This window comes from Alteromonas sp. KUL17, from assembly GCF_006538305.1.
Classification (GTDB): domain Bacteria; phylum Pseudomonadota; class Gammaproteobacteria; order Enterobacterales; family Alteromonadaceae; genus Alteromonas; species Alteromonas macleodii.
The window spans coordinates 211,490-236,010 of sequence record NZ_BJKJ01000001.1 but is presented as its reverse complement, the minus strand read 5'-3'; the positions used below and the strand labels follow the sequence as shown (position 1 = coordinate 236,010).

At 44.4% G+C, this 24,521-nt stretch carries 17 protein-coding genes; 10 read left to right on the top strand and 7 right to left on the bottom strand.

Features of this window, described 5'->3' with window-relative positions:
* Positions 1 to 146: 146 nt before the first annotated feature.
* Entirely contained in the window at positions 147 to 566 is a 420-nt protein-coding gene (locus KUL49_RS00950) for a diacylglycerol kinase (RefSeq protein WP_131136010.1), read from the bottom strand.
* Positions 554 to 2,161, bottom strand: a complete 1,608-nt coding sequence (locus tag KUL49_RS00945) for a phosphoethanolamine transferase (protein ID WP_131136009.1) — start codon at positions 2,159 to 2,161, stop codon at positions 554 to 556. The genes KUL49_RS00950 and KUL49_RS00945 overlap by 13 nt, the downstream gene beginning before the upstream one ends.
* A 293-nt stretch (positions 2,162 to 2,454) precedes the next feature.
* On the opposite strand from KUL49_RS00945, the gene KUL49_RS00940 reads away from it, so the two are divergent.
* The 6 genes from KUL49_RS00940 (at position 2,455) to KUL49_RS00915 (ending at position 11,023) form a co-directional block, all read left to right on the top strand.
* Positions 2,455 to 3,144: a response regulator transcription factor gene (locus tag KUL49_RS00940; protein ID WP_131136008.1), complete on the top strand. Its 690-nt coding sequence runs from the start codon at positions 2,455 to 2,457 to the stop codon at positions 3,142 to 3,144.
* Positions 3,128 to 4,552 (top strand): HAMP domain-containing sensor histidine kinase, encoded by a 1,425-nt coding sequence (locus KUL49_RS00935; protein WP_131136007.1) that lies wholly within the window; start codon positions 3,128 to 3,130, stop codon positions 4,550 to 4,552. Before KUL49_RS00940 ends, KUL49_RS00935 begins: the two co-directional genes overlap by 17 nt.
* Before the next feature lie 212 nt (positions 4,553 to 4,764).
* Positions 4,765 to 5,079, top strand: a complete 315-nt coding sequence (locus tag KUL49_RS00930) for a hypothetical protein (RefSeq protein WP_242633686.1) — start codon at positions 4,765 to 4,767, stop codon at positions 5,077 to 5,079.
* Between the two features lie 195 nt (positions 5,080 to 5,274).
* Positions 5,275 to 6,360, top strand: a complete 1,086-nt coding sequence (locus tag KUL49_RS00925; RefSeq protein ID WP_014948392.1) for an efflux RND transporter periplasmic adaptor subunit — start codon at positions 5,275 to 5,277, stop codon at positions 6,358 to 6,360.
* Positions 6,361 to 6,369: 9 nt separating this feature from the next.
* Complete coding sequence (locus tag KUL49_RS00920) at positions 6,370 to 9,555, top strand: efflux RND transporter permease subunit (RefSeq protein WP_131136006.1); 3,186 nt, start codon at positions 6,370 to 6,372, stop codon at positions 9,553 to 9,555.
* Positions 9,545 to 11,023, top strand: a complete 1,479-nt coding sequence (locus KUL49_RS00915; protein WP_131136005.1) for a TolC family protein — start codon at positions 9,545 to 9,547, stop codon at positions 11,021 to 11,023. Before KUL49_RS00920 ends, KUL49_RS00915 begins: the two co-directional genes overlap by 11 nt.
* 107 nt (positions 11,024 to 11,130) lie before the next feature.
* Here KUL49_RS00915 and KUL49_RS00910 read toward each other — a convergent pair whose 3' ends face one another.
* A complete protein-coding gene (locus KUL49_RS00910) occupies positions 11,131 to 11,580 on the bottom strand; it encodes a hypothetical protein (protein ID WP_131136004.1) in 450 nt (149 codons plus the stop codon).
* 233 nt (positions 11,581 to 11,813) lie between these two features.
* On the opposite strand from KUL49_RS00910, the gene KUL49_RS00905 reads away from it, so the two are divergent.
* Positions 11,814 to 13,940 (top strand): S9 family peptidase, encoded by a 2,127-nt coding sequence (locus KUL49_RS00905; RefSeq protein WP_131136003.1) that lies wholly within the window; start codon positions 11,814 to 11,816, stop codon positions 13,938 to 13,940.
* Between the two features lie 24 nt (positions 13,941 to 13,964).
* Here the strand turns inward: KUL49_RS00905 and KUL49_RS00900 are convergent, their stop codons facing one another.
* Positions 13,965 to 14,534 (bottom strand): transporter substrate-binding domain-containing protein, encoded by a 570-nt coding sequence (locus KUL49_RS00900; protein WP_242633685.1) that lies wholly within the window; start codon positions 14,532 to 14,534, stop codon positions 13,965 to 13,967.
* A gap of 92 nt (positions 14,535 to 14,626) precedes the next feature.
* On the opposite strand from KUL49_RS00900, the gene KUL49_RS00895 reads away from it, so the two are divergent.
* Positions 14,627 to 15,643, top strand: a complete 1,017-nt coding sequence (locus KUL49_RS00895; RefSeq protein ID WP_131136002.1) for an IS110 family transposase — start codon at positions 14,627 to 14,629, stop codon at positions 15,641 to 15,643.
* 577 nt (positions 15,644 to 16,220) lie between these two features.
* Here the strand turns inward: KUL49_RS00895 and ppx are convergent.
* From ppx to KUL49_RS00875, 3 genes are all read right to left on the bottom strand, one after another.
* Positions 16,221 to 17,783, bottom strand: a complete 1,563-nt coding sequence (gene ppx / locus KUL49_RS00885; RefSeq protein WP_131136001.1) for an exopolyphosphatase — start codon at positions 17,781 to 17,783, stop codon at positions 16,221 to 16,223.
* Between the two features lie 16 nt (positions 17,784 to 17,799).
* On the bottom strand, positions 17,800 to 19,872 hold the full coding sequence (ppk1, locus tag KUL49_RS00880) for a polyphosphate kinase 1 (protein ID WP_131136000.1): 2,073 nt from the start codon (positions 19,870 to 19,872) through the stop codon (positions 17,800 to 17,802).
* Positions 19,873 to 20,060: 188 nt separating this feature from the next.
* Entirely contained in the window at positions 20,061 to 20,567 is a 507-nt protein-coding gene (locus KUL49_RS00875) for a glycine cleavage system protein R (RefSeq protein ID WP_014975755.1), read from the bottom strand.
* Positions 20,568 to 20,776: 209 nt separating this feature from the next.
* Here KUL49_RS00875 and KUL49_RS00870 point away from each other — a divergent pair, with 209 nt between their 5' ends.
* Both KUL49_RS00870 and pstA read left to right on the top strand, forming a co-directional pair.
* Positions 20,777 to 22,954: an ABC transporter permease subunit gene (locus KUL49_RS00870; RefSeq protein ID WP_131135999.1), complete on the top strand. Its 2,178-nt coding sequence runs from the start codon at positions 20,777 to 20,779 to the stop codon at positions 22,952 to 22,954.
* Positions 22,947 to 24,506, top strand: coding sequence for a phosphate ABC transporter permease PstA (pstA, locus tag KUL49_RS00865; protein WP_131135998.1), 1,560 nt, complete (start codon positions 22,947 to 22,949; stop codon positions 24,504 to 24,506). Before KUL49_RS00870 ends, pstA begins: the two co-directional genes overlap by 8 nt.
* Positions 24,507 to 24,521: the final 15 nt, after the last annotated feature.

Genomic DNA, 24,521 nt, shown 5'->3' with positions numbered 1-24,521 from the left:
TTAAATTGATTGTAAAGAGTGCCTAATGGCGCTCTTTTTCGTTACGAGTTCTTTTGAAGTATTGTGACACCTTCAACTTAATAAGCTCATCTTTATAACCTTGCTAAAGGGATGCCTCCGGGGAATTAAGGTCTTTACTAATACTTTTATATGTGGCTATAAAATACGCCTGCCCACAACACACAGGCAATAACGATGGATAGAAAAACGCCTGCTGATGCTAAGTCTTTTGCTAACCCTGATAGAGAATGAAACTCTGTACCTATTCTGTCGACGGTGACTTCAATGGCCGTATTGATGATTTCCGCAAATAAAATGAAAAAAATGGAAGACATTAAAATTGCACGTTCAAGAAAAGGAATTGACCAAAAAACAAGAACCACGAATGCCACAGCGGCTAGACTGAGTTCTTGTTTAAATGCAGCTTCGTTCTTAGTAAGCCAGCTAAACGCTCGAAGTGAATTCTTTAGAGCCTTAAATACTCGACGCAGGCCTTTTGGTTTGTTACTTGGGTCGAAGTGCGAGGTGGTACTAACCACAGGGTTTGATTCATTTAGGCTTCGCATTGTTTAAAAATATCCATAGTAGGTTGGTAAGTAATACTCTTTACATTTGATAAACCAAGTAACGTGTCAAACAAGTTGTCTTGAGAGTAAGGGGAGTTGGCCAGATCTTTAATACAATTTCGGTAGCCTGAATCTTCAAACTTCGACGCCCAAAAAAGCATAGGAATGTGAGTTTGTTCTTGTGGTGCAATTTGAAAAGGGAATCCATGTAGATAGAGTCCTTTTTCACCCAAAGATTCACCGTGATCAGACAGGTATAGCATGGAAGCATTTGGCACATTTTTTAATGTATTAACAATCTCTCCAAGTACATAGTCAGTGTACGCAATGGTATTGTCATACGTGTTGATAAGCGCCTGTGAATCACAGTTTTGAATATCACTTCTAGGGCAGTCGGGAGAGAATTTGGCAAATTCAGCGGGGTATCTTCGATAGTAGGTAGGGCCGTGAGAGCCTATCATATGAAGAACAATAACCCTGTTACTTGTCGCAGGTGTTGACAAAACGCCCTTTAAAAGCTCGTTGAGTAAAACATCGTAGCAAAAATCACCGTCACATAAGCTAGGGTCTCGCGATGGGTCAAATGCAATAGTTTCAACTCTTTTGCACACCCCCTTGCAGCTACTATTGTTGTCTATCCATGTCACGTCAGCGCCAGCCCGATGTATGATATCAAGCACATTATCCTGACTTTCCGCAATGCGAACATCATAGCTTTGCCTTGAAAGTCGAGAAAACATACAGGGTACTGACACCGCAGTAGCGGTCCCGCATGAGGTCACGTCGTTGAAACTTACCGCGCCTATGTCGTTCATAAAGGGTGTGGTGTTTCTGCTATAGCCATTACTGGCAAACTTATCTGCCCTTGCTGTTTCTCCAACAACCAGTACAGTCGTAGAAGGCAAAGCGTTATTTCTATTTATTATAGAAGGTGTCTTGTCCAGTACCTTGTAAGGAAGTGGCGGATAAAAGTAGGTGTCTCTGAGATATTTGTAGCCAGAGTCGTAAAATGCATACGGGATAATATACTTGGCCAAATCTTTGTTATTTCTACCCACCGCAGCATAGTCTTTATAAAGGCCAGCAGCGATAACGATTATTCCAACCACTGCTAATACGTTGAGCTTAAGTAAGTGCTTAACTCTAGCAACTAATTTTCCATTAATTTCCTGATTAAAGACGGCAACAACGGGCACCAATCCTAACAAGAAGAAAAAGAGTAAAAGCGTTGAGTTTAGATAGGCAAATGCTTCACCAGAATTGGTCTCCATCACATTTTGAATCATACTCTTATCAAATATCACGCCGTAAGCGACCGTACCGTATAAAAGAAGTGAACTGACTAACAGCGTCACTGCCACGGTCAATCTTGGCAAAAGAATGGCGCCTAATAGGCTAAGGGCGATGATATTGAAAAAGGTAAGCAACAATGGAACGGAAAGAAAAAATATCCACTGGCCTACTGTAGTTGGCGACACAGCGTGATAGACATTTGAAATAAAAGGGAAGTTGAAAACCAGTGTTATTAAGGCTGATGCTATAAAAACAAAATTGGCTAATGAAGGGTTTAAATTTAACGAACGTGGAAATTTCAAAGTCAGTTCTCTTGTGTACTACTTGCAGCACAAGATAACTTTCAAAACTTAAATAAAGCTTAAGCAAAACTTTGGGATTAGCGTTAATGGGAATTTTTATCTAGAACCAGCAATTCTAGGTGGTTTGCCATTGCAACCATTTGTTATACATAGAGAAACGGGGTGTGGTTGCTCAAAAAGCTTCCTAGGCCGTCACATTCTATCGTTAATTAATTCAATATTACTCTCGCCTTCAGTTTATCTTAAGATTGAGATCATAACCTTAGCGAGGAATAAAAATCGATCAATGAAACATGAGAATACTCCTTATAGAAGATTCATTGTCTTTGAGAAATAGCCTGAGCTTAGGTCTAGAAAAACTTGGCCATTCAGTTGATTTGGCTGCCACAGGGCCCGATGGTTTAAGTATGGCGCTTCTTGGTAGCTACGACATTATTGTATTAGACCGCATGCTGCCAGAACTTGACGGGATGGCTATCTTGAAAACGCTAAGAAAAAGAAGGGTAGAGACCAAGGTGCTCATTTTGTCTGCACGTGCCGGACCTGAAGAGAAAGTCGAAGGCTTGTTAGCAGGCGCTGATGATTATCTATCTAAGCCTTTCTCATTTGAAGAGTTGTCAGCACGACTTCTCAGTTTGATGAGACGAGGCGTAACAAATTGTATTAACGATCAAATTACTATTAATGGATTAGTATTGGATATTCAAGCCAAGTCTTTTTTATTCGGTGAGCGGGCGATTAGTTTAACGCCGAATGAATATCGCATAGTAGAGTGCATGTTCCTAAACAAAGGCAAGGTCGTCACATCAGAAAAATTAAGTGAATTTATTTCCGGTAGTTATGACCATATCTCAAAAAATGCAATTGAAGCGCACCTCTCTTCTGCGCGAAAAAAAGTAAGGTCATGTGGCGCTACACTCCCCATCAAAAGTAAGCGAGGATTTGGCTACGTCGTGGTGGAAGGCGATGAAGTCAATACGTAAAACCTTAACGCGACGCCTTTCTATTACTATTTCTTTGCTGGTGATTGTCGTTTTACTCGCTGCAGATATCGGAGTAGATACCTGGGTCCAAAGAGAGTTTAACCAAGGTTTAAAAGCCAAAGTTGGCATGCTTCAAAGCTTAGTCAATGAAGATTTAGACGGGGTTGAGTTTGAGTTCGCTGGTGAGTATTTCCCTGAGTTCGAGGGTGCCTCTTCTCCAGAGTACTTTCAATTGTGGTACAAAGGGCAGGTTTTCGAAAAGTCGGAATCCCTTGCACTGTACACTGTCGACGAGCTGCCGTTTGAAAATTTAAGTTTAAATGAGGCGGTGATTAACGACATTACGCTGCCAGATGGTCGTTCCGGGCGCATTATTCACACCAAATACGTGCCTCAAATTGACTCTGAAGACCGCGAAGCATTCTATAGCGTCAGAGGCGAAGTGCAGCGCGACCCCATGGTTATCGCATATGCAACCTCCACTGAGCTGTTGAATTTCACTCTTTGGTTTATCGATATCGCGTTTTTAGTGGCGCTTATTGTAATTCCGTTAATGGTAAGGTTCGTCGTGCGCAACACGGTGTCTTACGCCTTGGCACCACTTGATGCATTGAACAACAATATAAGAACTCTAAGGTTTACTGCCACGGATAAGCACGAAGCATTCTCTACAAACGTTTCAGAACTAGAGCCAATCGTCAGCAGCTTGAACCATTTTATAAACGATAACTACGCCCTATACCTTAGAGAGAAAAGACTTACCTCTGACATTGCTCACGAACTTAAAACGCCGGTTTCCGAACTTATCAATCTGGCGGAAGTTGCCATGAAGTTTCCAGGAGAGGAGCGACTCGAAAAAGATTTTAAACCGCAGATTCTTCGCATTGGTATGCGAATGAAAAACATCATTTCCGGTTTGATGTTAATCCAAAAGCACAGTGCCAAGCAGACTCAATTAAACGACCTTATTAATATTGAAGAGCTCGTCGCTCAAGTTGTTGCAAGCAAAGCGGTAGATAATATTAATGTGGTTGCGAAAGAAAGGAGCGACCTGGTTATTCACTCTAACCGAATTGCGGTGGAGTCTATATTTAGCAACTTGTTAGACAACGCTATTGAGCATGGAAAGCATTGGGAGCCGATCAGCGTGTATATAGGCAAAACACCATCAGGGCAGGCCCAAATAGAAGTGACAAATACAACGCATACTGAAATTGATGAAAGTGACTTAAGACATATGTTTGAACCCTTGTGGCAAAAGGATGCATCACGTACATCAGAAGACAACTTTGGCCTAGGGCTATCAATAGTAAGTGCATTGTGCGGTGCAATTGGGGCAGCCGTGACGGTAGATAAGTTGGACCACAACCACATCTCTTTTTCTGTGACTTTCAAAAAGGCCTCTTAAAAACGCGTGCTGTTAAAATGCCCTATTGCTTGCAGTAAAAAATATGACGTACACTGCCACACTCATGAATTCTGAGTTTGTTTGTGACAAATACGTGCAACCGTTTATTGCCTGCGTTTACTAGCAAGAGTGTTTCTTGCAAAAGCGTACTCGCCTGTGTAGCATAACTCCGCAATTTTCCTTATATAATTGAATTTCTGGAATAGTCATCGGTGAATAATCATCAGTACATGAAGCAGTACACTATATACGCATTAATTGCGTTGTTGTTTACTTGCTTATCTGGACTTAAACAGGATTACAAGCCGATCACGTTCAAGCATCATTTTGATGCTTCTATCTCAGAATATTCATTTGAATTTGATACTGAGGAAAGTGCGCCGGAAGAGCCCGTCCCGCCACAAAATGTTGCGCTGGATTACCTTACGGACTCCTTCACGGATACCGCAAAACCACGTCCGCGTGGGCTTTTCAAAACATCCCTTAACTACGCAACGCCGTTAACCCGAGCGCCGCCTATTGCTTAGTTTTTTAGGTTTAGTGGTTATTGGCTACCTAAAAAACACGTTAATTCGATATTCCTAACAACGCGCCAGCGCTTTGCTGGATGTTTTTGCGTGCTTAATTATCAGCGGTGAACCTATTTGCTGAAAGCGCGCTAGTGGCATGCTGTCTTCTTATTAAGCATGTCACGATTAGCCTTTTTATTACGAATTTACATTATGAGCAAAAAAGCACTTCTTGCAGTAAGCATTGTTTCCGCACTTTTAGGTGGTTGTGGGCATGAAGAACATGCTGCGCATCACGAAAAACTTCAATTCAACGTTACTCATCCTATCGTACAAGACACAACGCTGGTAAAAGAGTACGTCAGTCAGATACGTGCCATTCAACATATTGAAGTTAGAGCTATGGAAAAAGGCTATCTTCAATCGACCTTTGTTGATGAGGGACAAACGGTAGAACGTGGTCAGCCCATGTTCAAAATAATGCCTAACGTATATGAAGCTGAACTACACCGCGCTGAAGCCGAGGCTAAAGCGGTCGAGATGGAGTACAAAAATACAAAGTCGCTTGTTGAGCAAAACATTGTTTCTCCTAACGAACTCGCCGTGATTGAAGCACAGCTTCAAAAAGCTCAGGCTGAAGTTGAACTGGCAAAGACTCACTTAGCATTCACAGATATCAAAGCGCCGTTCACAGGCAAAATGGACCGACTGGAAGCTCGAACGGGAAGTTTGCTTGATGAGGGCGAACTGCTCACCACATTGTCTGATATCAGCACAATGTGGGTGTATTTCAATGTGCCTGAATCAGAGTATTTAAAGTACGCGCAGAACAGCGCATCAAATGATCAAACTTCAGTGCGATTAAAGCTTGCCGATGGCAGTATTTACGCGCATCAAGGCGTGATAGATGCCATCGAAGCCGATTTTGATAATCACACTGGTACCATCGAAATGCGTGCGTCTTTCCCTAATCCTGACCAACTGCTAAGACATGGGCAGACCGGTAATGTCATGGTGGATATTGCCTATCCGGATGCTTTAGTTATTCCTCAGAAAGCCACATTCGAAATTCTCGATCAAAGCTTTGTGTATGTGCTGGATAGCGAGAACAAGTTAGCAACCCGCCACATTAACATTGCTGCAGAGCTCCCTAACATCTATCTGGTTTCTGACGGACTAGCGCCGGACGACACTATTTTGATTGAAGGGCTGCGAAGAGTTTCGAACGGCGATGAGATAGAGCCTGAACTTATCTCAGCCAGCGACACATTGGCTGAACTGTCACTGCACGCAGAATAAGGGGGCGCTATGTTTGGGGTTTTTATTAAACGTCCAGTGATGGCCATCATGCTATCGCTGATGATTATATTTTTGGGCGTGTTGTCGGTGTTTAGCCTGCCCACGTCACAGTTTCCAGATATTGCTCCGCCGCGAGTGCTTATTTCTCTGGCATATCCCGGTTCGAGCGCTGATGTATTGGTGAAGTCATCGCTGGTTACCATTGAGCGTTCAATCAACGGTGTGCCGGGCATGAAGTACATCGTGTCTGATGCGACCAGCGCGGGTGAAGCCACCATTCAAGTTATCTTCGATTTAGATGTAGATCCGAATCAGGCGCTCATTAATGTGAAAACGCGGCTTGACCAGATCATGAACCGGCTGCCCCAGCTCGTGCAGTTAGAAGGGGTGGTACTAGAGCGGGTTCAGCCTAGCATGTTGATGTACATAAACGTTTATAGCACAGACGAAACGGCTGATGAAAAATTTCTGTACAACTATTCCAATATCAACCTTATCCCAGAGATACAGCGGGTAAACGGTATTGCTAGTGCAAAAATATTGGGAAGTCGCCAGTATGCCATGCGAATTTGGTTAAAGCCTGATCGCATGCGAGCTTACAATGTTTCTGTAGATGAGATCATGGAATCGATAGACGAGCAAAGCTTGATTGGACGCCCTGGACGACTTGGCAGAAGCTCAGGCATTACTGCTCAGTCCAAAGAATACGTGCTTATTTACGAAGGACGTTACGACGAGCCAGAAGAATATAAAAATATCATTATTCGCGCCGATTCCGACGGTCGCTTACTCAAATTAGGTGATATTGCCGATGTTGAGTTAAGTAGTGAATTTTTCGATATTTATTCGAACAAAGACGGATATCCATCCGCTGCCATAGTACTTAAGCAGAACTACGGAAGCAGTGCCAACGAGGTTATTTCTCAGGTGAAAGCCACCATGGCTGAACTAGAAAAAACGTTTCCAGAAGGCATGAAGTACGAAATCAACTACGATGTTTCCAAGTTTCTAGATGCCTCTATTGAACAAGTGCTGCATACCTTGTTTGAAGCCTTTATTTTGGTTTCCTTGGTGGTGTTCATCTTTCTGGGAGACTGGCGCTCCACACTTATTCCGCTTCTTGCTGTGCCGGTTTCACTGGTGGGCACGTTTTTCTGCATGCAGGCCACAGGGGTGAACATAAACCTTATTACTCTGTTCGCTCTGGTTCTAGCTATCGGGATTGTGGTAGATAACGCTATTGTTATCGTGGAGGCCGTTCACGCGAAAATGGAAGAGAGCAGCAGCCTAACCCCTTATATGGCAACCCAACAAGTATTGGGTGAAATGGGGGGAGCTATTATCGCAATTACACTTGTGATGACGGCGGTTTTTGTGCCCCTTATTTTTATGACGGGCCCGGTAGGTGTCTTCTATCGCCAGTTCTCTATTACCATGTCATCGTCAATTATCATCTCGTGTATTGTGGCGCTTTCATTAACGCCAGTGCTGTGTGCAATGTTGCTTAAAAACCCTCATTCACACACAAGAAAGGCTACGCCATTAAGCAAGTTTATTGATGGATTTAACCATTATTTCAATAAGTTAACCGGTCGTTATACAGGCATTATCAAAGCTATCGTTACACGCCGCAGTGTTACTGTAGTGCTGCTTGCAGGCTTTGTGGTAAGTACCTTTGGCGTTAATCAGGCATTACCTACAGGCTTTATTCCCGGTGAAGACCAAGGGCAAATCTATGCCATTATTCAAACACCGCCAGGTAGTACCCTTGAAGCGACGAATACAGTGGCGCGAGAGCTGCAAAGCTTGGCGCTGGACGTTGAAGGCGTCTCCTCGGTGTCCTCGCTTGCTGGCTATGAAATTCTCACGGAAGGACGAGGTTCAAATGCAGGCACCTGCTTGATTAACCTTGAAGATTGGGCTAATCGCGAACAGTCGGTACGTGACATCATTGAAGAACTGGAAGCCAAGACACACCACTTAGGTGCAGTGATTGAGTATTTCGAACCGCCTGTTGTGCCGGGTTATGGCGCGTCGTCGGGGTTATCATTTCGTTTACTCGATAAAACCAACACAACCGACTATCAAGAGTTTGACCAAATCAACAAAGCCTTCATGGAAGAGCTTGGTAAACGTGATGAGCTAAAAGGTTTATTCACGTTTTACGCGGCCGATTATCCTCAATACAAAATTGAAATAGACAACCAAGCTGCAATGCAGAAAGGGGTATCTATTGGCGCGGCCATGGAGAATTTGAATATTCTTATCGGTAGTACTTACGAGCAAGGTTTTACGCGTTTTAATAACTTCTTCAAAGTGTACACACAAAGTGCGCCAGAATATCGTCGTTATCCCAGTGATCTATTGGATTACTACGTGAAAAACGAAGAGGGTGAAATGGTGCCTTACTCGGCCTTTATGAAGCTGATTAAAACCCAAGGCCCTAATGAAATTACACGCTACAACCTTTATACCTCGGCAGCAATTCGTGCAGAGCCTGCAGCAGGGTATACCTCGGCGCAAGCGATAAAAGCAGTTGAGGAAGTAGCGGCTGTAACCTTGCCAAAAGGATATGACATAGGTTGGGAAGGCCTGTCATTTGACGAGGCTAAACGAGGCAATGAAGCCATCGTTATCTTTGCCGTAGTATTGTTGTTTGTATATATCGTGCTGGCATCACAATACGAAAGTCTGCTTCTACCTTTTGCAGTCATTCTTTCACTACCTACCGGTATTCTCGGCTCATTCCTGTTTCTAAAAGGAATGGGGTTGGCCAACGACGTTTATGCGCAGCTTGGCTTAGTTATGCTGGTTGGGTTACTCGGCAAAAATGCCGTGCTTATTGTGGAATACGCAGTGCAAAAAAATCAGCAGGGCTTATCAATTGCCGACGCGGCAGTTGAAGCGGCCAAACAGCGCTTCCGTCCAATCTTAATGACATCGTTCTCGTTTGTAGCAGGGCTAATTCCGCTTGTTATTGCAACAGGGGCAGGCGCAGTGGGAAATAGAACTATTGGTGCTTCTGCCTTAGGCGGTACTTTGTTCGGCACTATTTTTGGTGTGCTGGTTATTCCTGGGCTTTACTACTTGTTCGCCAAACTTGAAGAAGGTAAGTCATTAATCAAAAACGAAGATCATGTCCCTCTTACTGAAACTTACCACTATAACGATGAGGTGCTAAGCGATGATAAATAAAAAGCGATTTACTTATAAGCTGCTGTGGTTAGCGCTTAGTAGTGCATTGTTAGTACAGGCATGTGCCATCCCCACCATTGAAACGCGAAACCCTAATCTAGATTTGCCTGAGCAGTTTAACGCGAAAGTTTCGCAAGTGGATACTCAGGCTGGTCAAGGGATTAACCAGAGTACACAAGCAAATATTCAATGGAGTGAGTGGTTTAACGACCCTACGCTTTCTGCGCTGGTGGATACGGCGGTTAAAAACAACCAAGAGGTGTCTATATTAATTCAACGCATTAATATGGCGTCGAATGAAGTGTATGCACGGGAAGGGGAATATTTGCCTCGACTCTCTGCGGGGGTAGCCGCTGAAACCGAAAAGGTAGGCGAATATACCCGGGAAGGCGCAGTAGAAGAACAGTTAAATATCAAGGAGGATAAAGAATTTCCCGACCCGCTGGCAAACTTAAAGCTAGGCCTTAATGCGTCGTGGGAAATTGACGTTTGGCATAAGCTGAGAGATGGGTCTAAAGTGGCCTCGCTTGAATACTTGGCGTCGGTTGAAAGTAAGAACTTTTTCGTTACCCAGTTAGTATCTGAAGTTGCGCGTACTTACTATGAACTGCTGGCGCTAGATAACAAGCTAGAGAATCTTGACTCAACCATTTCGCTACAGCGCAATGTTATTCACACTATTAATGCGTTGAAAGAATACGGGCGGGCATCATCGCTACCCGTTGCGCGCTTTAATGCGGAAGTGAAGAAAAACGAGAGCGAGCGTTACTTGATTGAGCAGGAAATCCTAGAGAAAGAGAACACGCTCAATCTGTTATTAGGACGCACTCCACAGCCCATTCAAAGGGACAGTAACGTGTTGCTCAGCGCCGAGCTAAAAAGCCCGCAGGTGGGTGTACCCTCTGCGCTATTAGACAATCGCCCGGATATAAAACAAGCTGCACTCACGCTCCAAGCAGCAGAGTTAAATATCGATGTGGCTAAAGCCAACTTCTACCCTTCTTTTGAGCTAAAAGCAGGGGTAGGTTTATCGGCGTTTGATAGTCGCTACTTGTTTAATGTGCCTGAGTCATTGGCATATTCTTTATCTGGAGATGTTTTTGCGCCATTAATAAACCGCAGGGCGATTGAGGCAGTTTATCAAAATGCCAGCGCCGAACAAATTGAAGCGGCTTACGAATATGAACTGACCGTTTTAACGGCGGTAGCTGAAGTAACAAACAGTTTGTCGAAGCTTGATAATTTGGAGAAAAGTGCTGAGGCAAGGCGTCATCAAATTGCTTCACTCGAACAGTCGATTGATATTGCCAATAGGCTTTTTTCGTCAGCTCATGGTGAGTATTTAGAGGTGCTGCTTGCGCAACGAGAAGCACTGGAAGCGCGTAGCGAGTTTATAGAAACTCGTCAGCAGCAAATGGCCGCACTCGTCGATTTGTATCAGGCACTCGGAGGCGGATGGCAGTCTTAAAATAAAAAGGAGAGCGCTCGCTCTCCTTTTTTTCGCCTTTATCAAAAACTGGCGGTGAATTTCAGACTCAACGTGTGACAAAAGCAGAACACGTGCGGCGTTAAATGTTAACGCGTAAAGTTAAAGCGGGCAAAAAAGCGCTCAGCTTCGTCACTATCAAAATCATAGCGATTATTCGTCATCGCTTCCAAAGCATCTTCTACCGTTTCGTAAAAGCCATAAGCAACTTCGGCAGCGTCGTAGCACTGAGAAATCTGATGCTTAGTTGTCAGCATAATGTCGGTATCTAATATCACCACGGCAAGAAACGACAGGCCGCGGGTTTTTCTTACCCGAGTTTGTTTTACAAAAATATCAAAGGTGGAAGGGGGCATCAGGCTTTCACCGTAAAGACAGCTTACTTGTGCCCATTTAGTGCCCTTTTCGAATTTTGAAATGTCAGAAGACATCTTTACTACGCCATTTCTCATGGTTTCGTCATTCCACGGTCCGCGCGCTGAGAAGAGCAGCAACTGACCGCTTACGCTACATTCAAACTCGCCGTGTGGATTATTCATGGGCATTACCTTTAAGCCTTATATAGAAGTTAGCACTTTACTGCTATCACGCAACTAACCATTCGGCTAAAGCCAACGCCCCTGTGTACTGCGCTTAATCGCCTAGCGATGTCGCTCAACGTTTAATCTTTATTGGCTGAATATATTCAGTAATATGGAGACGATAAATGCATCACTACAACGTGATCACCCCATAAAAAGAACGGATAAGAACAAATAGATTAAGGTGAGATATGTCTTTTACGAGAAATCACAGGTACCCGTCAGTCAAAAAACGGTTTGCTATATGGGCTGCACTATTTAGCGTAGGCACGCTAGCTATGCCATCCACAGCGCTTGCAAGCAAAGAGAGTGAATCTCTTACTACCGACTCTGAACGCTATTTTAAATCGGAAGATATTTTTAATTTGGAATACGTGAGCGAAGTTCAGGTGTCGCCAAACGGTAAATATGTTGCGTATGTGCGCCGTTCAAACGACATTATGTCGGACAGCAGTCGAGCGAACGTCTGGCTAGCGTCGGTTGATGGAAAGTCACACCGCCCCTTACTGTCGTCGAAAAAGAGTTACTATTCTATTCGCTGGTCACCAGACGGTAGCCGATTGGCTTACCTTTCTAATGAAGAAGGTAAACCGCAATTGTATGTGCGTTGGATGGATACAGGGCAAACGGCACTCGTAACAAATGTCACCTCAAACCCAAGTAACATCACTTGGTCGCCAGATGGTAAGCACATTGCTTTCACTATGAGCGTTGATGCCAAGGAAAAGCCGCTAGACATTAAAATGCCTAAAAAGCCTGACGGTGCAAAGTGGTCTCCTAGCTTTCAATATATTACCAAAGCGCGCTATCAAGCCGATGGCCGAGGCATTCTTGAACCTGCTTACACCCATATTTTTATTGTTCCTGCTGACGGAGGCACAGCGCGACAGCTTACTTCAGGGAACTATCACCACAATGGGCGCTTAAGTTTCTCTCCTGATAGCGACAAAATCTATTTCTCTGCCAACCGCAGCGACAATTGGGAGGATGAGCCTGTTGAGGGGGACATCTTTTCTGTGGATATGATGGGTAATATCGCACAGCTTACCAACGACAAAGGCCTTGAATCATCGCCTGTCGTATCGCCTGACGGAAAGCACATTGCTTACGCACGCCGCGATGACGAAAAAGTGATGTACAAAAATAGCTATTTATATGTGATGAAGAGTGATGGTACAGATGCTCAAAATTTAACAAAAGACATTGATAATTCAGTGTCTAACTTCCACTGGAAAGATAATAAGCACGTTTATTTTCAGCAGTCGGTTCGCGGTTTAGCGCAGGTGGATGTGGTATCGCTATCGGGCAGCTTAAAAGCCGTAGCTAAGGGGCTGGGCGGTACTACGTTAGGACGACCTTATGTGTTTGGCACTTATCACGCTGTTGATGATGTAGTGGCGTATACCAAAGGACGTACCGATCGCCCCGCTGATTTATATGTCACTACGCGAAACGAGCGACAGCTTACTGCACTAAACGAAGACGTTCTAGGTCATAAGCAACTTGGCGAAGTAAAAGAAATTGTCTATCCGTCTTCTATTGATGGCGAAGAAATCCAGGGGTGGTACATTCTGCCGCCAAACTATGACAGTTCGAAAACGTATCCGCTTATCTTAGAAATTCACGGCGGACCTAATCTCGCTTATGGCCCTGTCTTCACGGCCGAGCTGCAGCGCATGGCTGCAGAGGGCTACGTGGTGTTTTATGATAATCACAGAGGTAGTACAGGTTATGGAGAACGCTTTGCATTGTTACTTCAAGGGAAATACAGTTCGGAATATGACTTCTCAGACCATATGTCGGGCGTAGATGCGCTTATTGAAAAAGGCATCGCTGATCCAGAGCGACTGTTTATTACTGGTGGTTCAGCAGGCGGCATTGCATCAGCCTATGCCATTGGCCTTACTAACCGATTTAAAGCAGCCGTAGTCGCTAAACCCGTTATCAACTGGTTATCGAAAGTGCTGACTGCCGATTCAGGTCTATATCAAATCCCTTTCCAATTTCCGGGTATGCCTTGGGATAATGTAGAGCACTACTGGAAGCGCTCACCGCTATCGCTAGTAGGCAATGTAACGACCCCCACCATGCTGATCACGGGAGTGGAGGACAAGCGCACGCCAATGTCTGAGACCGAACAGTTCTATCAAGCGTTAAAGATTCAAAAGGTTGATAGCGTGCTGGTAAAAGTACCTGGATCGCCCCACGGGATCGCTTCTAAGCCATCTAGAATGATTGGTAAAGTTGAAAATATCTTGGCGTGGTTTAAAAAATACGACAGCGTGCAGTCACAAAGTACGCAAGTTGAAGCTCAATAATTAGTGTGCTGAGACTAAGTGGGGCTAATGCGCCGACTCAATCGGTTCAAGGCCCCATTTTTTTAGTATTCGAGCATATTCGCCATTCGCTTTTAAAATCGAAAGCGCATGTTTAAGTGAGCTTACTTTGTCTTGCTCAGTCTTAAGGCCAGTGGCAACAAAAAGATCGGCACCCAATGCTTCGATAACATATTCGCTCGTTGCGTCGTTAGGGTTAAAGCCTGCGTCGCTGATTTCATATTTTCCTGTCTCAAAATTGGCTAATGCAAAGTCTATGCGCCCCATATACAAAAGCTTCCACAGTAGTGCTGGCTCAGCAACCAAAGCGAGGTTTTTATTTTCTTCAAAACCTTCTTGCTTCAAAAACGATGCTGAGCCATAGCCGCGTATTGAGCCTACTCGGAACTGCTTTGCGTCGTCTAAGGAATTGACGTGTGCTGTCTCTTTCTGCTTTAAGCGGATCAGCGAGGCTTGCATGTGATTTACTGATGAAATCCACTCAAATTCATCTTCCCTGTTCGGTGTTTTCAATAAAGATAGAAGTACCAGATTGGGATTGTCGAGGGTTTCTTGTACTGCACGGGCCCACGGCATGTGCTCTAACGAATGATATGGACTCCCCACTCAATTGGCATTTTTGTGCCATATTGAAATTGAACAGTTTCAAAACTAAGCGGAGAGTCCATATGAATATTAAAGTCCTTGGCATTGATTTAGCCAAATATAGTTTTAGTATCCACGGTGTTAACGAGCATGACAAGCCTGTCTTTCGGAAAACCGTCAAACGTCACAAACTACTAGAGACACTCAGCCACATATCACCATGCACCATCGGTATTGAAGCATGCTCTGGTGCCCATCATTGGGCTAGAAAAATGTCTTCACTCGGTCATACAGTGAAAATCATGGCACCGAAGTTCGTCGTACCCTATCGCCATAATGAAAAAAACGATGCGAATGATGCACGAGCAATATGCGAAGCCGTGACGCGGCCCAACACACGATTTGTATCTCATAAAAATCAAGAACAGCAAGCTGTTTTGTGTATCCACCGAATACGACAAGGCTTAATCAAAGATAGAACAGCACGGCTCAATCGCATCCGAGGCCTACTTGAAGAGTTCGGTTTCGCTACGCCAAAAGGTCGATATCCTGGCCAAAAAGTTATCCAAACCATTCTTGAAGATGCAGAAAATGATTTGCCTAACCTGGCACGTGAGCTCATTGATGAAACGTGGCAGTCTGTACTTGAGCTAAATAAGGACATTCTTCATTACGATAGGAAATTGTATCGACTCGCGAACCAGTCTAATCAAGCCAAACGCATCATGACCATACCGGGGATTGGTGAACTCAGTGCAACGGCCATTGTAGCCAGCGTGAATGATGCCAAACAGTTCGACAATGCCAGACAATTTAGCGCATGGCTTGGGCTGGTCCCAAAACAATACACAACAGGTGGTCATATTCGATTGGGTAGGATTACAAAACGCGGTGATAAATACCTTCGAACACTACTGATTCACGGCGCCCGCTCCGTCATCGCAGCGTGCAAGCACAAAACCGATAAAACCAGTCTATGGATAAAAGACCTCATTGAACGACGGGGATTCGGCCGAGCCTGTGTCGCACTTGCTTCTAAGAATGCGCGTCTAGTCTGGGCTTTATTAACATCAAAGCAAGAGTATCGAATCAACTTTTAATAAGAGTTTCCTACCAAGTCTGAGCAAAGGCACACGATGACAATACGGTCAAACCGAGGATATTAAGAATCTGATTAGCTTTTTGGTAAGAAATACCGGCTAACGAATGAGATCAATGTCCATGCGAACATCATCAGGGCGATAGTCACATAAAAAGACTAATCAAACGCCGAATGTAGAGCTGCTGTTCGATCCAATGTTGTTAATTGTGCAATTGCTTGACAAAGGGGGAGTCCATGTAGAACTGCTAAATGGCAGCAGAGGTTCTAGTGCGTTTGCGAGGTCTACGTTGACGCCTTGTGCTTTTCCATCCTCATTAATCCAGTAATAGGGTGGGGTGACCTCGGTTAGAAAGTAGACATGGTTGGACGATGCGAAGGCTAATGAACTTACAATCAGCAACAAAAAAATCCAGATACTACGAAACATAACTACTGTTAAGAACCTATAAAAATAACGTCAATTGGAGATTTTAGATAAGGTAATGCTAATGCGTAGTATACCGGTTTTATAGGCAAATAATACTGATATTTGCCTATAAATTGTTCAATTTGAGGTGTTGATAGTCGGTACTTGCTTATTCTACCGCGGGATGTAATTGCTCGATATCAGGAACAACTGTGAGTTTTAAATCAAGCGCTTTCCAGTAGTGGCTTTCTCGCAGTAGGTCAGCTGAGATAATAGGTTTTTCATCTAACCAGCCATCGGGGAAGGTAATGGTCAGTTCGTTCTTTTCTACATTAACAACGAGGTCAGGTACGAAACACTCTTGGCGTTTAATATTAAGCAGTACACCCAAACGCAGTAACGCGATTAAATGCTTAACCGACTGCTCATCGAAAAGATTAAATGAGGGCAATTCATTGGTTCGAATTTTCTTTCTATGGAATCGTACGAGCGTAGCTAGCAGTAATTGTTGTTCCTGCGTAAACCCAGGCATGTCCACATTACCAAGAATATAGGCGCTGTGTTTTTGTATGCCTCGAGAGTTAATTTGCATGCCGACTTCATGAAGTAAAGCTGCCCAGCCGAGCATGCTTTTAAAGTCACGCCCTTTAAGTTTCCATGCTTTTTCAACATCGTTGAAAAGTGAAAGGGTTGTATTAAGCACCATAGTGGCTTGGGACGTATCTACATCGTAGCGGGTTGCCAAACTACTCGCGGTTCTGCCGCGAATATCAGCGTGATGAAGCTCATCTTCCATCTGATAAAGCACGCCTTCGCGCAAGGCGGCAGGCGAGTACACCAAGCCTTCAATTTCTAGCGCTTTGAAAACGGCGATAAGAATAGCGAGGCCGCCAGCAATAACCACACGACGATCTTCACTTAAATCTGGGTAGCTTAATTTGTCTATATGCCCTGCGCTTATGAATTGCTTCATTAAATTGCGCAAACTTTTAAGTGTCACCGGAATATCGTGGCCATTGGGTCTGTCTTGCTGACAAAGTGTAAACAGCGAACGAATGGTACCAGACGTACCGATACACTGGACCCAGCCCAGTCTGCGATATTTATTATCTATTAACTCAAGCTCTTGCTGTGCAGCCGTGATAGCACGATCAAAGGCTTTTGGCTTTAGCTCACCGTCAGGGAAAAACCGTTTGGTATAGCTTACGCAGCCCATTTGAAGGCTGCGGCAAAGTAAAGGCGTAAAACCTTCGCCAATAACGAACTCAGTAGAGCCACCGCCTATATCAATAACCAGCTGTTGGCCGTCGGAGTGGTTAGTATGTGCAACGCCTGAATAAATAAGTCGTGCTTCTTCTACACCAGAAATGACTTCGATAGGGTAGGGAAGGATATCTTTTGCTGCGCTGATAAAATCGCGGGCGTTACGCGCCCTGCGCAACGTGTGGGTGGCGACAATTCTCACGGAGTCGGGCTCAAAACCTTTCAGGCTCTCTGCTACTACTTTTAGCATAGCAAGCCCACGCTCCATCGCTTCATCAGACAAGATATCGTCGTCGTTAAGACCTTCGGCCAAGCGAACTTTTTGTTTAACTCTATGCAGAATCTGCACAGACCCAGCAACAATGCGTGCTACTACTAAGTGAAAACTATTTGAGCCAATGTCTAGTGCTGCGACTTTATTGACTTCGCGGGTTTCCACGTCATTAAAAACTGATTCGTGCTGGGTCATGTACTAATTTTCTATCCTACAAAGTGTCTTCTAGCTTCTTCAAATAGTCATAAATTTCTATCTGAGAACGAAGTTTTTTACGATTTCCCCTGCGAACGTACTTGTTGCTCTGATCCTTGTCAATCACTCGAGCCTTCAGGGTATCTTTAAATTGTAGCTCCATTATATCAACAATACGCTGTTGAAGACCTTTATCATACACTGGACAACCTACTTCAATGCGGTTGTCCATGTTACGGGTCATCCAGTCAGCAGAAGAGATATACACTTTTCTATCGCCGCCACCTTCAAAAATCATCACGCGAGGGTGTTCGAGAAATCTATCAACAATAGAGATAATTTCGATGTTTTCGCTTATTCCTTTTATCCCTGGATTAAGTGAGCACATACCGCGCACTATACCGCGGATCTTAACCCCCGCCTGGCTAGCCCGGTACAAATCATCAATGAGTTCTTTATCAACAAGGTTGTTAATTTTGAAAGTGATTTGTGCCTTTTGGCCTTGGTTCAAATGCTGAATTTCTTGACGAATTAACGACTGAATTTTGGTTCTGGCGTTTAATGGCGATATTTGAAGATGCTGGAACTTGTAGCGTCGGTAAGGGTACTGAATAAGATCGAATACCGCCACCCCTTCATCGGCGAGTTCTTGATTACGGGTGAATAAGCTGTAGTCGGTATAGATCTTTGCTGTTTTCTCGTTGAAGTTGCCTGTACCGAAATGCGCATAGTTCACTAAACTGCCTCGTTCTTCACGGGTCACAATACACAGCTTAGAGTGAATTTTAAGGGTAGGCACGCCAAGTACAACCCGTATCCCTGCATCGGTCATGCGCTTAGACCATTCAATGTTTGCTTCTTCGTCAAAACGGGCGCGAAGTTCTACCACTACGGTTACTTTTTTACCGTTGTCTACCGCGTCAATCAACGAGTTTACAATACGTGAATTACTGGCAACACGATAAATATTAATACGTATGGTTTTAACATTGGGGTCGAAGGCCGCCTGACGCAAAAACTCGGTGAAGTGCAGGAAGCGATGGTACGGGTAGTACAGTAGTATGTCTCGTGCAGTAATGGCATCGAAAACAGTGTTGTACTTAGAGAAAGCTTTACTGTCGATAGCAGGCAGCGGCGCGTGCTCTAAATACTCTCGACCTACGTTAGGGAAGCCAATAAAGTCTTTAAAGTTACGGTAGTGCCCAGCTGCGTGCATGGTATCAAGCTTGGTGATCTTAAGGCGCTTGCGCAAGTCTGATCTCATGTCTTCAGGCATGTTCGTGTCGTAAATAACACGCACAGGCTCTGCAATTAGGCGCTGCTTCATACTTTCAGACATCTTTTCAACGAAGCTTTCGTCAATTTCTTCGTTAATAGAGTATTCTGCGTCGCGGGTCATCTTAAATGAGAAAGCTTCAATTTCGTCGAATTTTACGAAACCGCGGAAAATGTCTTCAATACACAGCTGAATCATGTCGTCGAGCATAATAATGTTCTTTTTCTTACGGCTTTTCTGCGGAGGGATCAGCATAAAGCGCGACATTTCAGAGGTAGGAACTTGAATAACCGCGAACTTAGGGTTGCGTTCTTTTCTTCTAAGCGCAACATATAAGTACACCGACGTTCCGTTTAAACGGCTAAGTAGGTCGGTTTTTTTATCTATTAGAATAGGTGCAATGTGACGCAGTGCTTTGTTAACGAAGAAGTTGCGCACCCACTGCTTTTGATAATCGTCTAAATCGTCTTTTCGAAGGATATGGATATTGTAGCGAGCTAGGGATCTAACTACTTCCTTATGAATTTGATCGAACTTTTCAGAGAGCTGAACAACTTTCTTTTGAATTTGTGCCATTAGGGCCGTTTGGCGCTCAGCTTCTTCTTCATTGCCGTCATTTTGCGCAATGGTAATTTGTCGCTTCACGTCGGCGGCGCGTACGCGATAAAATTCATCAAGGTTATTTGAGTAAATACCAAGAAAACGAATTCGCTCTACGGCGGGGTTGTTTTTATCTGCGGCTTCTTGCAACACGCGCTCGTTAAACGCAAGCCAGCTTAATTCTTTGGGATAATATAAAACGTCGTTATCCATAATTTCTCAATTCACGTTTATAAAAATGGTCAAAGACTGCCATCAGTCAGTGACACTACTGTGACAACACGTATTCTGGTGCAAGTGCGCACGCAATGCGTTGTGGTTATTCCATTAACTTTCAATATGATGAGTTCGTAATTGTGATGCACGGGATAGTGTATGGCACCACAAATACGCCCTTGTTTTTATCGCTTCGCGGTAATATCCACCACCAAATCGTTAGCCAACGACTCCAGTGAGTCTTGCAGTGCGCCGTCGTCAAAATCTTCTGGCACCGCAATTTCTGCTTTTGCTTTGAAAATCAGGCTGCCCCAGTTAGGCGCGCTTTCACAGTGTGAAGCAAAGGTGAGAATATTCAAATTGAACTGGTTTAAAACAGAGGTAAGCTCTTGGACAATTCCGGTTTTGTCATTGCCCATTACATCAACCGTCAATTTGGTGGTGTTATTATTTTCACTGCTCGCTACCGCTACAGATTGCACCGACAAATCTTTAATGGCGTCTAGCGCATCGATTAAGCCCTGTTTGTTCTCATCGGCAACATGTACTTCTACAAAACCGGTGAACATTCCCGCCATATGCGCAAAGCTCGACCCTTGCCAGTTGCCTTCATGTTTGTATACACACTTAGCCAGTGCGTCTACTAAACCCGGCTTGTCTTTACCCATAATGCTTATAACCAATGATTGCATACGATGCTCCTTATTGGGCGTGTAGAGAAAAACTTTGATCGTCTTCCTGTTGGGTAATACCATAGGCGCAGAGTAGGTTGCGCGAAGGTAATGCTTTAAACTTTCACTTGCTATTAGCATAACAAAACTTACACTGCTCACCAGTGCAATTTAGGATTATTCTTCTTAAAAATGAAGAATTTCGAAAATAAGAATTACTAAACAGCCGCATGACTTTCGACAGCAACAGCACAAACAAAAAACGCCAGCGAAGCGACAGGTGGTCACGCTATGTAGTGACCGGCTTTGGCGGCCTTGTTTTGTTGACGTTAGTTATTCTTATTACCCATCTAATCAGCCAAGCTCTGCCGTTGGCATATACCCCTAGCTTAAATCATCTGTTGAGCTTGAAAACGCCAGATAATGAAAAAATTATCAGCGCAGGCGACATCATTAACAGTCAGCCAATGCTGGTTAGGAAGTCTGACTGTCGATTGGGATTAAAGTTGCTTAAAGGCGATGCTCTGGTAAGTAATCACGATTATATTCGTCCTTGCGAGCATAGGCTGTCTTCCCACAGTGTGATGGGAGAGAACTATATCGTAGACGTTTCTCCCAACGCCCAAGTGAGAGTTTTACCGGTTAGATCGTTCAACATGACCGACGGTAGCGCAGAGGATATTGCCACAAGTACGCCGCAAGCGGCGTTGTCGAACAGCATTACGTTCGCGCTTCCCAAAGATGAGTGGGAGAGACGCAGTGACTGGAGCATTGCACTGTCTTCAAAATGGGCAGTGGTTTCTATCGTTCAAGACAATAAAGTGTTTATCCGTTGGGTAAATCGGCTTCGTCCTACACAAGTGGTGGATAAACGGTTTCATAATATAGACAGACTCGTATTGTTACCTGGCAGCCAGAGCGTGTTACTCCAAGTGGATGATGCGCTTTACCTTAATAGGCTCACGGATGAAGGGGCGTCACTACTGCCAATAGCAGGAAACATCACAGCGTCATTAGATGAGAAGATTGTATTCCCACTTGCTAAAGACCGCACCTTTTTCCTAATGAACAGCAATACACAGGCACTTACTCGCTGGGTGCTGAGCAAAAGCGATAAAGGCCTTACCTTTGAACAAACCTACCAAGTAGCGTTACCAGGAGAGAACGTTAAGGATGTGGCAGAACATGCCAGTATGAACTTAGTGGCTGTATTGACCGATAAAGCAAGAGTACTGCTGGTAAACCGTGTGTCTGGCGATGTAGTGGCGTCACAACAAACAGAAGGTTCAGCTGAGCATATCATTTGGTACGGCAATAAGCTTTATGGCTATTCAGATAGCACCTTATCAGTATGGGAAGGCAGGCACTTAAGCGGCGTTACTACATGGGCCTCTCTGTTTGAACCGCAGCACTACGAAGGGTATGAAACGGAAGAAACCGTATGGCAAACCACCAGTGCCTCTGATTTCCAAGAGGCAAAATTTAGCTTAACGCCGCTATTAATAGGCAGTATTAAAGCCTCTCTTTTAGCGCTGCTTATTGCTATTCCGGTTGCTATCGGTGCCGCAATTTACACCGCGTTTTTTGCTAAAAGCCGCCTTCGCAACGTTATTAAGCCGGCTATCGAATTGCTCGAAGCGATTCCCAGTGTACTTATTGGCTTCATCGCAGCCATTTGGTTATCGCCAAAAGCTGAGCAGTTTTTATTTTCCTTTGCCTTTTTCCTAATCGTTATCCCTTTTGTGCTTATTGTCGTTGCCCTGGTACAGCGCCCTGTTGCGGAATACTTACCAAAGAAGCTAAGACACGGAGCAGAGCTACTATTTGCTATAAACGGAGTGTTCCTTTTAGGTTTTATTAGCGTGGAGTATGCGCCTTCGCTTATTTTCTCGATAATGGGGGTAGACGGGTTTACAATGCTTGCGGCCGAGTCCGATAGTCCCATCGGGAAAACGACTATAGTGGTAGCGTTAGCGTTAGGTGTGGCCATATCACCTAGTATCTATTCCCTTGCTGAAGATGCCATAAACGGCGTTCCAAATGATTTAAAACACGCCTCTTTTGCTTTAGGCGCCACACGACTACAGACCTTACTTCATGTTGTTCTTCATGTTGCACTACCGGGTATTGTAGCCGCGATAATGCTAGGTTTTGGCCGCGCGTTTGGTGAAACTATGATAGTACTAATGGTGACGGGAAATACGCCAATCTCCAGCTGGGGCTTGATAGAAGGTTTGCGAGCACTTACTGCTAACTTGGCAATCGAACTTCCAGAAGCAGATGTGTCATCGGCGCATTATCAAATTCTATTTTTCACCGCGTGTATTTTGTTCCTGTTTACCTTCTTAGTTAACACCATGGCAGAGCTATTGCGGCAGCGTATTAGAAGTAGGGCGTACTATGGTTAATGGGACCATGTTTGGATTAAGTGCGGTACAGCGGCAATCGTTAGTTATTAGCTTAACGGCTTTTTTTACCAGCCTACTGCTTATTGCGCTGGTTAGCATTCTTATACTGATTAGTTTTCGCGGTACCGCATATTTTTGGCCAGAACCCATCTATACGGTCACCGGTACACATCAAGACGGCACAAGGTTCTCGGTACTTGCGAACCTATTTGATGAAACCGCCAGCGAGGATGTCACCCTTAAGTATTCAGATGCCCAGCATCCTTATGGCTTTCAAGTTCAGATATCTAGAGATGAAATAGATACTCCGCGACTTGCAAACGAAAGCGCAGAAATAAAACTTTTAGACGGCAGGCGTGTGTTGGCAATTCCTGAATACATCGTCGTGCCCTCAAAACCGGCTCAACCTCTTAACAATATTGATACTGTGCTAGAGGAAGTGGCTCAAATAAGCGCGCAAATTGAAGATTTGAATACGCAGCACCTTGCACCTATTCACGAAGCACTATCTCAGTTTGATAAACGCAACGTTGTCGCCGACGCGCCAGCAAGAGAGCGTTTAGTCGCATCATTTGGCGAATACCAAAAACGTGTGGTGGCGTTGGAAGCAACAAGAGCTGAGTATACCTTATTGGTGAGTTTTGCAGACGGAACGCCGTTTGTTATACCCATTGCTAGTATTCAAGATGTGGATTTTGTCAGTCGTCTAAGTACATGGGAAAAGTGGCAGGTGGCGTTTTCGGAAATTGGTGTGTTTCTCACCGACTCCCCTAAACAAGCGAATACCTCAGGTGGCGTGTTCCCCGCGTTGTTTGGCACTGTACTCATGGTATTCTTAATGACCATCATCGTAACGCCCTTTGGTGTATTAGCCGCTATTTACTTGAGCGAATATGCACCTAACACAGCGCTTACCACCATTATTCGTGTCAGTGTGAGCAATATGGCAGGTGTACCTTCTATTGTTTACGGCGTATTCGGGCTTGGTTTCTTTGTTTACACCTTGGGCGGCAGCATTGACGAGCTATTGTTCAGTGAAACATTGCCAGCACCCACAATGGGAAGCCCTGGTGTATTTTGGGCGGCCTTAACCATGGCAATATTAACTTTACCTGTGGTGATTGTGGCGACTGAAGAAGGCTTGCGCAGAGTGCCGGAAGGGTTAAAAGCAGGCAGTTACGCGTTAGGGGCAACCAAAATTGAAACTATTGTGCGTACCGTACTGCCAATCGCGTCTCCTGGTATTATGACTGGCGTAATTCTGGCGATTGCGAGGGCGGCAGGTGAAGTAGCGCCACTCATGTTAGTTGGTGCGGTTAAGTTTGCACCCACGCTGCCCATAGATGGAGAGTTTCCTTATCTCCATCTTGATAGACAGTTTATGCATTTAGGCGTGCTTATTTATGACGGAGCGTTTCATAGCCAAACCGATGGGAAAAGCGCAAGTATGATGTTTGCCGCTTGCTTGCTTTTACTTGTCGTGGTGTTCGTATTAAATATTTTGGCCGTTGTACTAAGAACGCGTCTGCGCAAACGCTATCTCAAAGGATAATACAGGTTTTGTAAC

What these genes read in the sequence shown, in the direction of transcription:
- KUL49_RS00920 (WP_131136006.1), top strand. Translation starts at nt 6,370, where the DNA reads ATGTTTGGGGTTTTTATTAAACGTCCAGTGATGGCCATCATGCTATCG.
- KUL49_RS00900 (WP_242633685.1), bottom strand. Translation starts at nt 14,534, where the DNA reads ATGCCGTGGGCCCGTGCAGTACAAGAAACCCTCGACAATCCCAATCTG.
- KUL49_RS00905 (WP_131136003.1), top strand. Translation starts at nt 11,814, where the DNA reads ATGTCTTTTACGAGAAATCACAGGTACCCGTCAGTCAAAAAACGGTTT.
- KUL49_RS00875 (WP_014975755.1), bottom strand. Translation starts at nt 20,567, where the DNA reads ATGCAATCATTGGTTATAAGCATTATGGGTAAAGACAAGCCGGGTTTA.
- KUL49_RS00940 (WP_131136008.1), top strand. Translation starts at nt 2,455, where the DNA reads ATGAGAATACTCCTTATAGAAGATTCATTGTCTTTGAGAAATAGCCTG.
- KUL49_RS00870 (WP_131135999.1), top strand. Translation starts at nt 20,777, where the DNA reads ATGACTTTCGACAGCAACAGCACAAACAAAAAACGCCAGCGAAGCGAC.
- KUL49_RS00950 (WP_131136010.1), bottom strand. Translation starts at nt 566, where the DNA reads ATGCGAAGCCTAAATGAATCAAACCCTGTGGTTAGTACCACCTCGCAC.
- ppk1 (WP_131136000.1), bottom strand. Translation starts at nt 19,872, where the DNA reads ATGGATAACGACGTTTTATATTATCCCAAAGAATTAAGCTGGCTTGCG.
- KUL49_RS00935 (WP_131136007.1), top strand. Translation starts at nt 3,128, where the DNA reads ATGAAGTCAATACGTAAAACCTTAACGCGACGCCTTTCTATTACTATT.
- pstA (WP_131135998.1), top strand. Translation starts at nt 22,947, where the DNA reads ATGGTTAATGGGACCATGTTTGGATTAAGTGCGGTACAGCGGCAATCG.
- KUL49_RS00925 (WP_014948392.1), top strand. Translation starts at nt 5,275, where the DNA reads ATGAGCAAAAAAGCACTTCTTGCAGTAAGCATTGTTTCCGCACTTTTA.
- ppx (WP_131136001.1), bottom strand. Translation starts at nt 17,783, where the DNA reads ATGACCCAGCACGAATCAGTTTTTAATGACGTGGAAACCCGCGAAGTC.
- KUL49_RS00915 (WP_131136005.1), top strand. Translation starts at nt 9,545, where the DNA reads ATGATAAATAAAAAGCGATTTACTTATAAGCTGCTGTGGTTAGCGCTT.
- KUL49_RS00895 (WP_131136002.1), top strand. Translation starts at nt 14,627, where the DNA reads ATGAATATTAAAGTCCTTGGCATTGATTTAGCCAAATATAGTTTTAGT.
- KUL49_RS00910 (WP_131136004.1), bottom strand. Translation starts at nt 11,580, where the DNA reads ATGAATAATCCACACGGCGAGTTTGAATGTAGCGTAAGCGGTCAGTTG.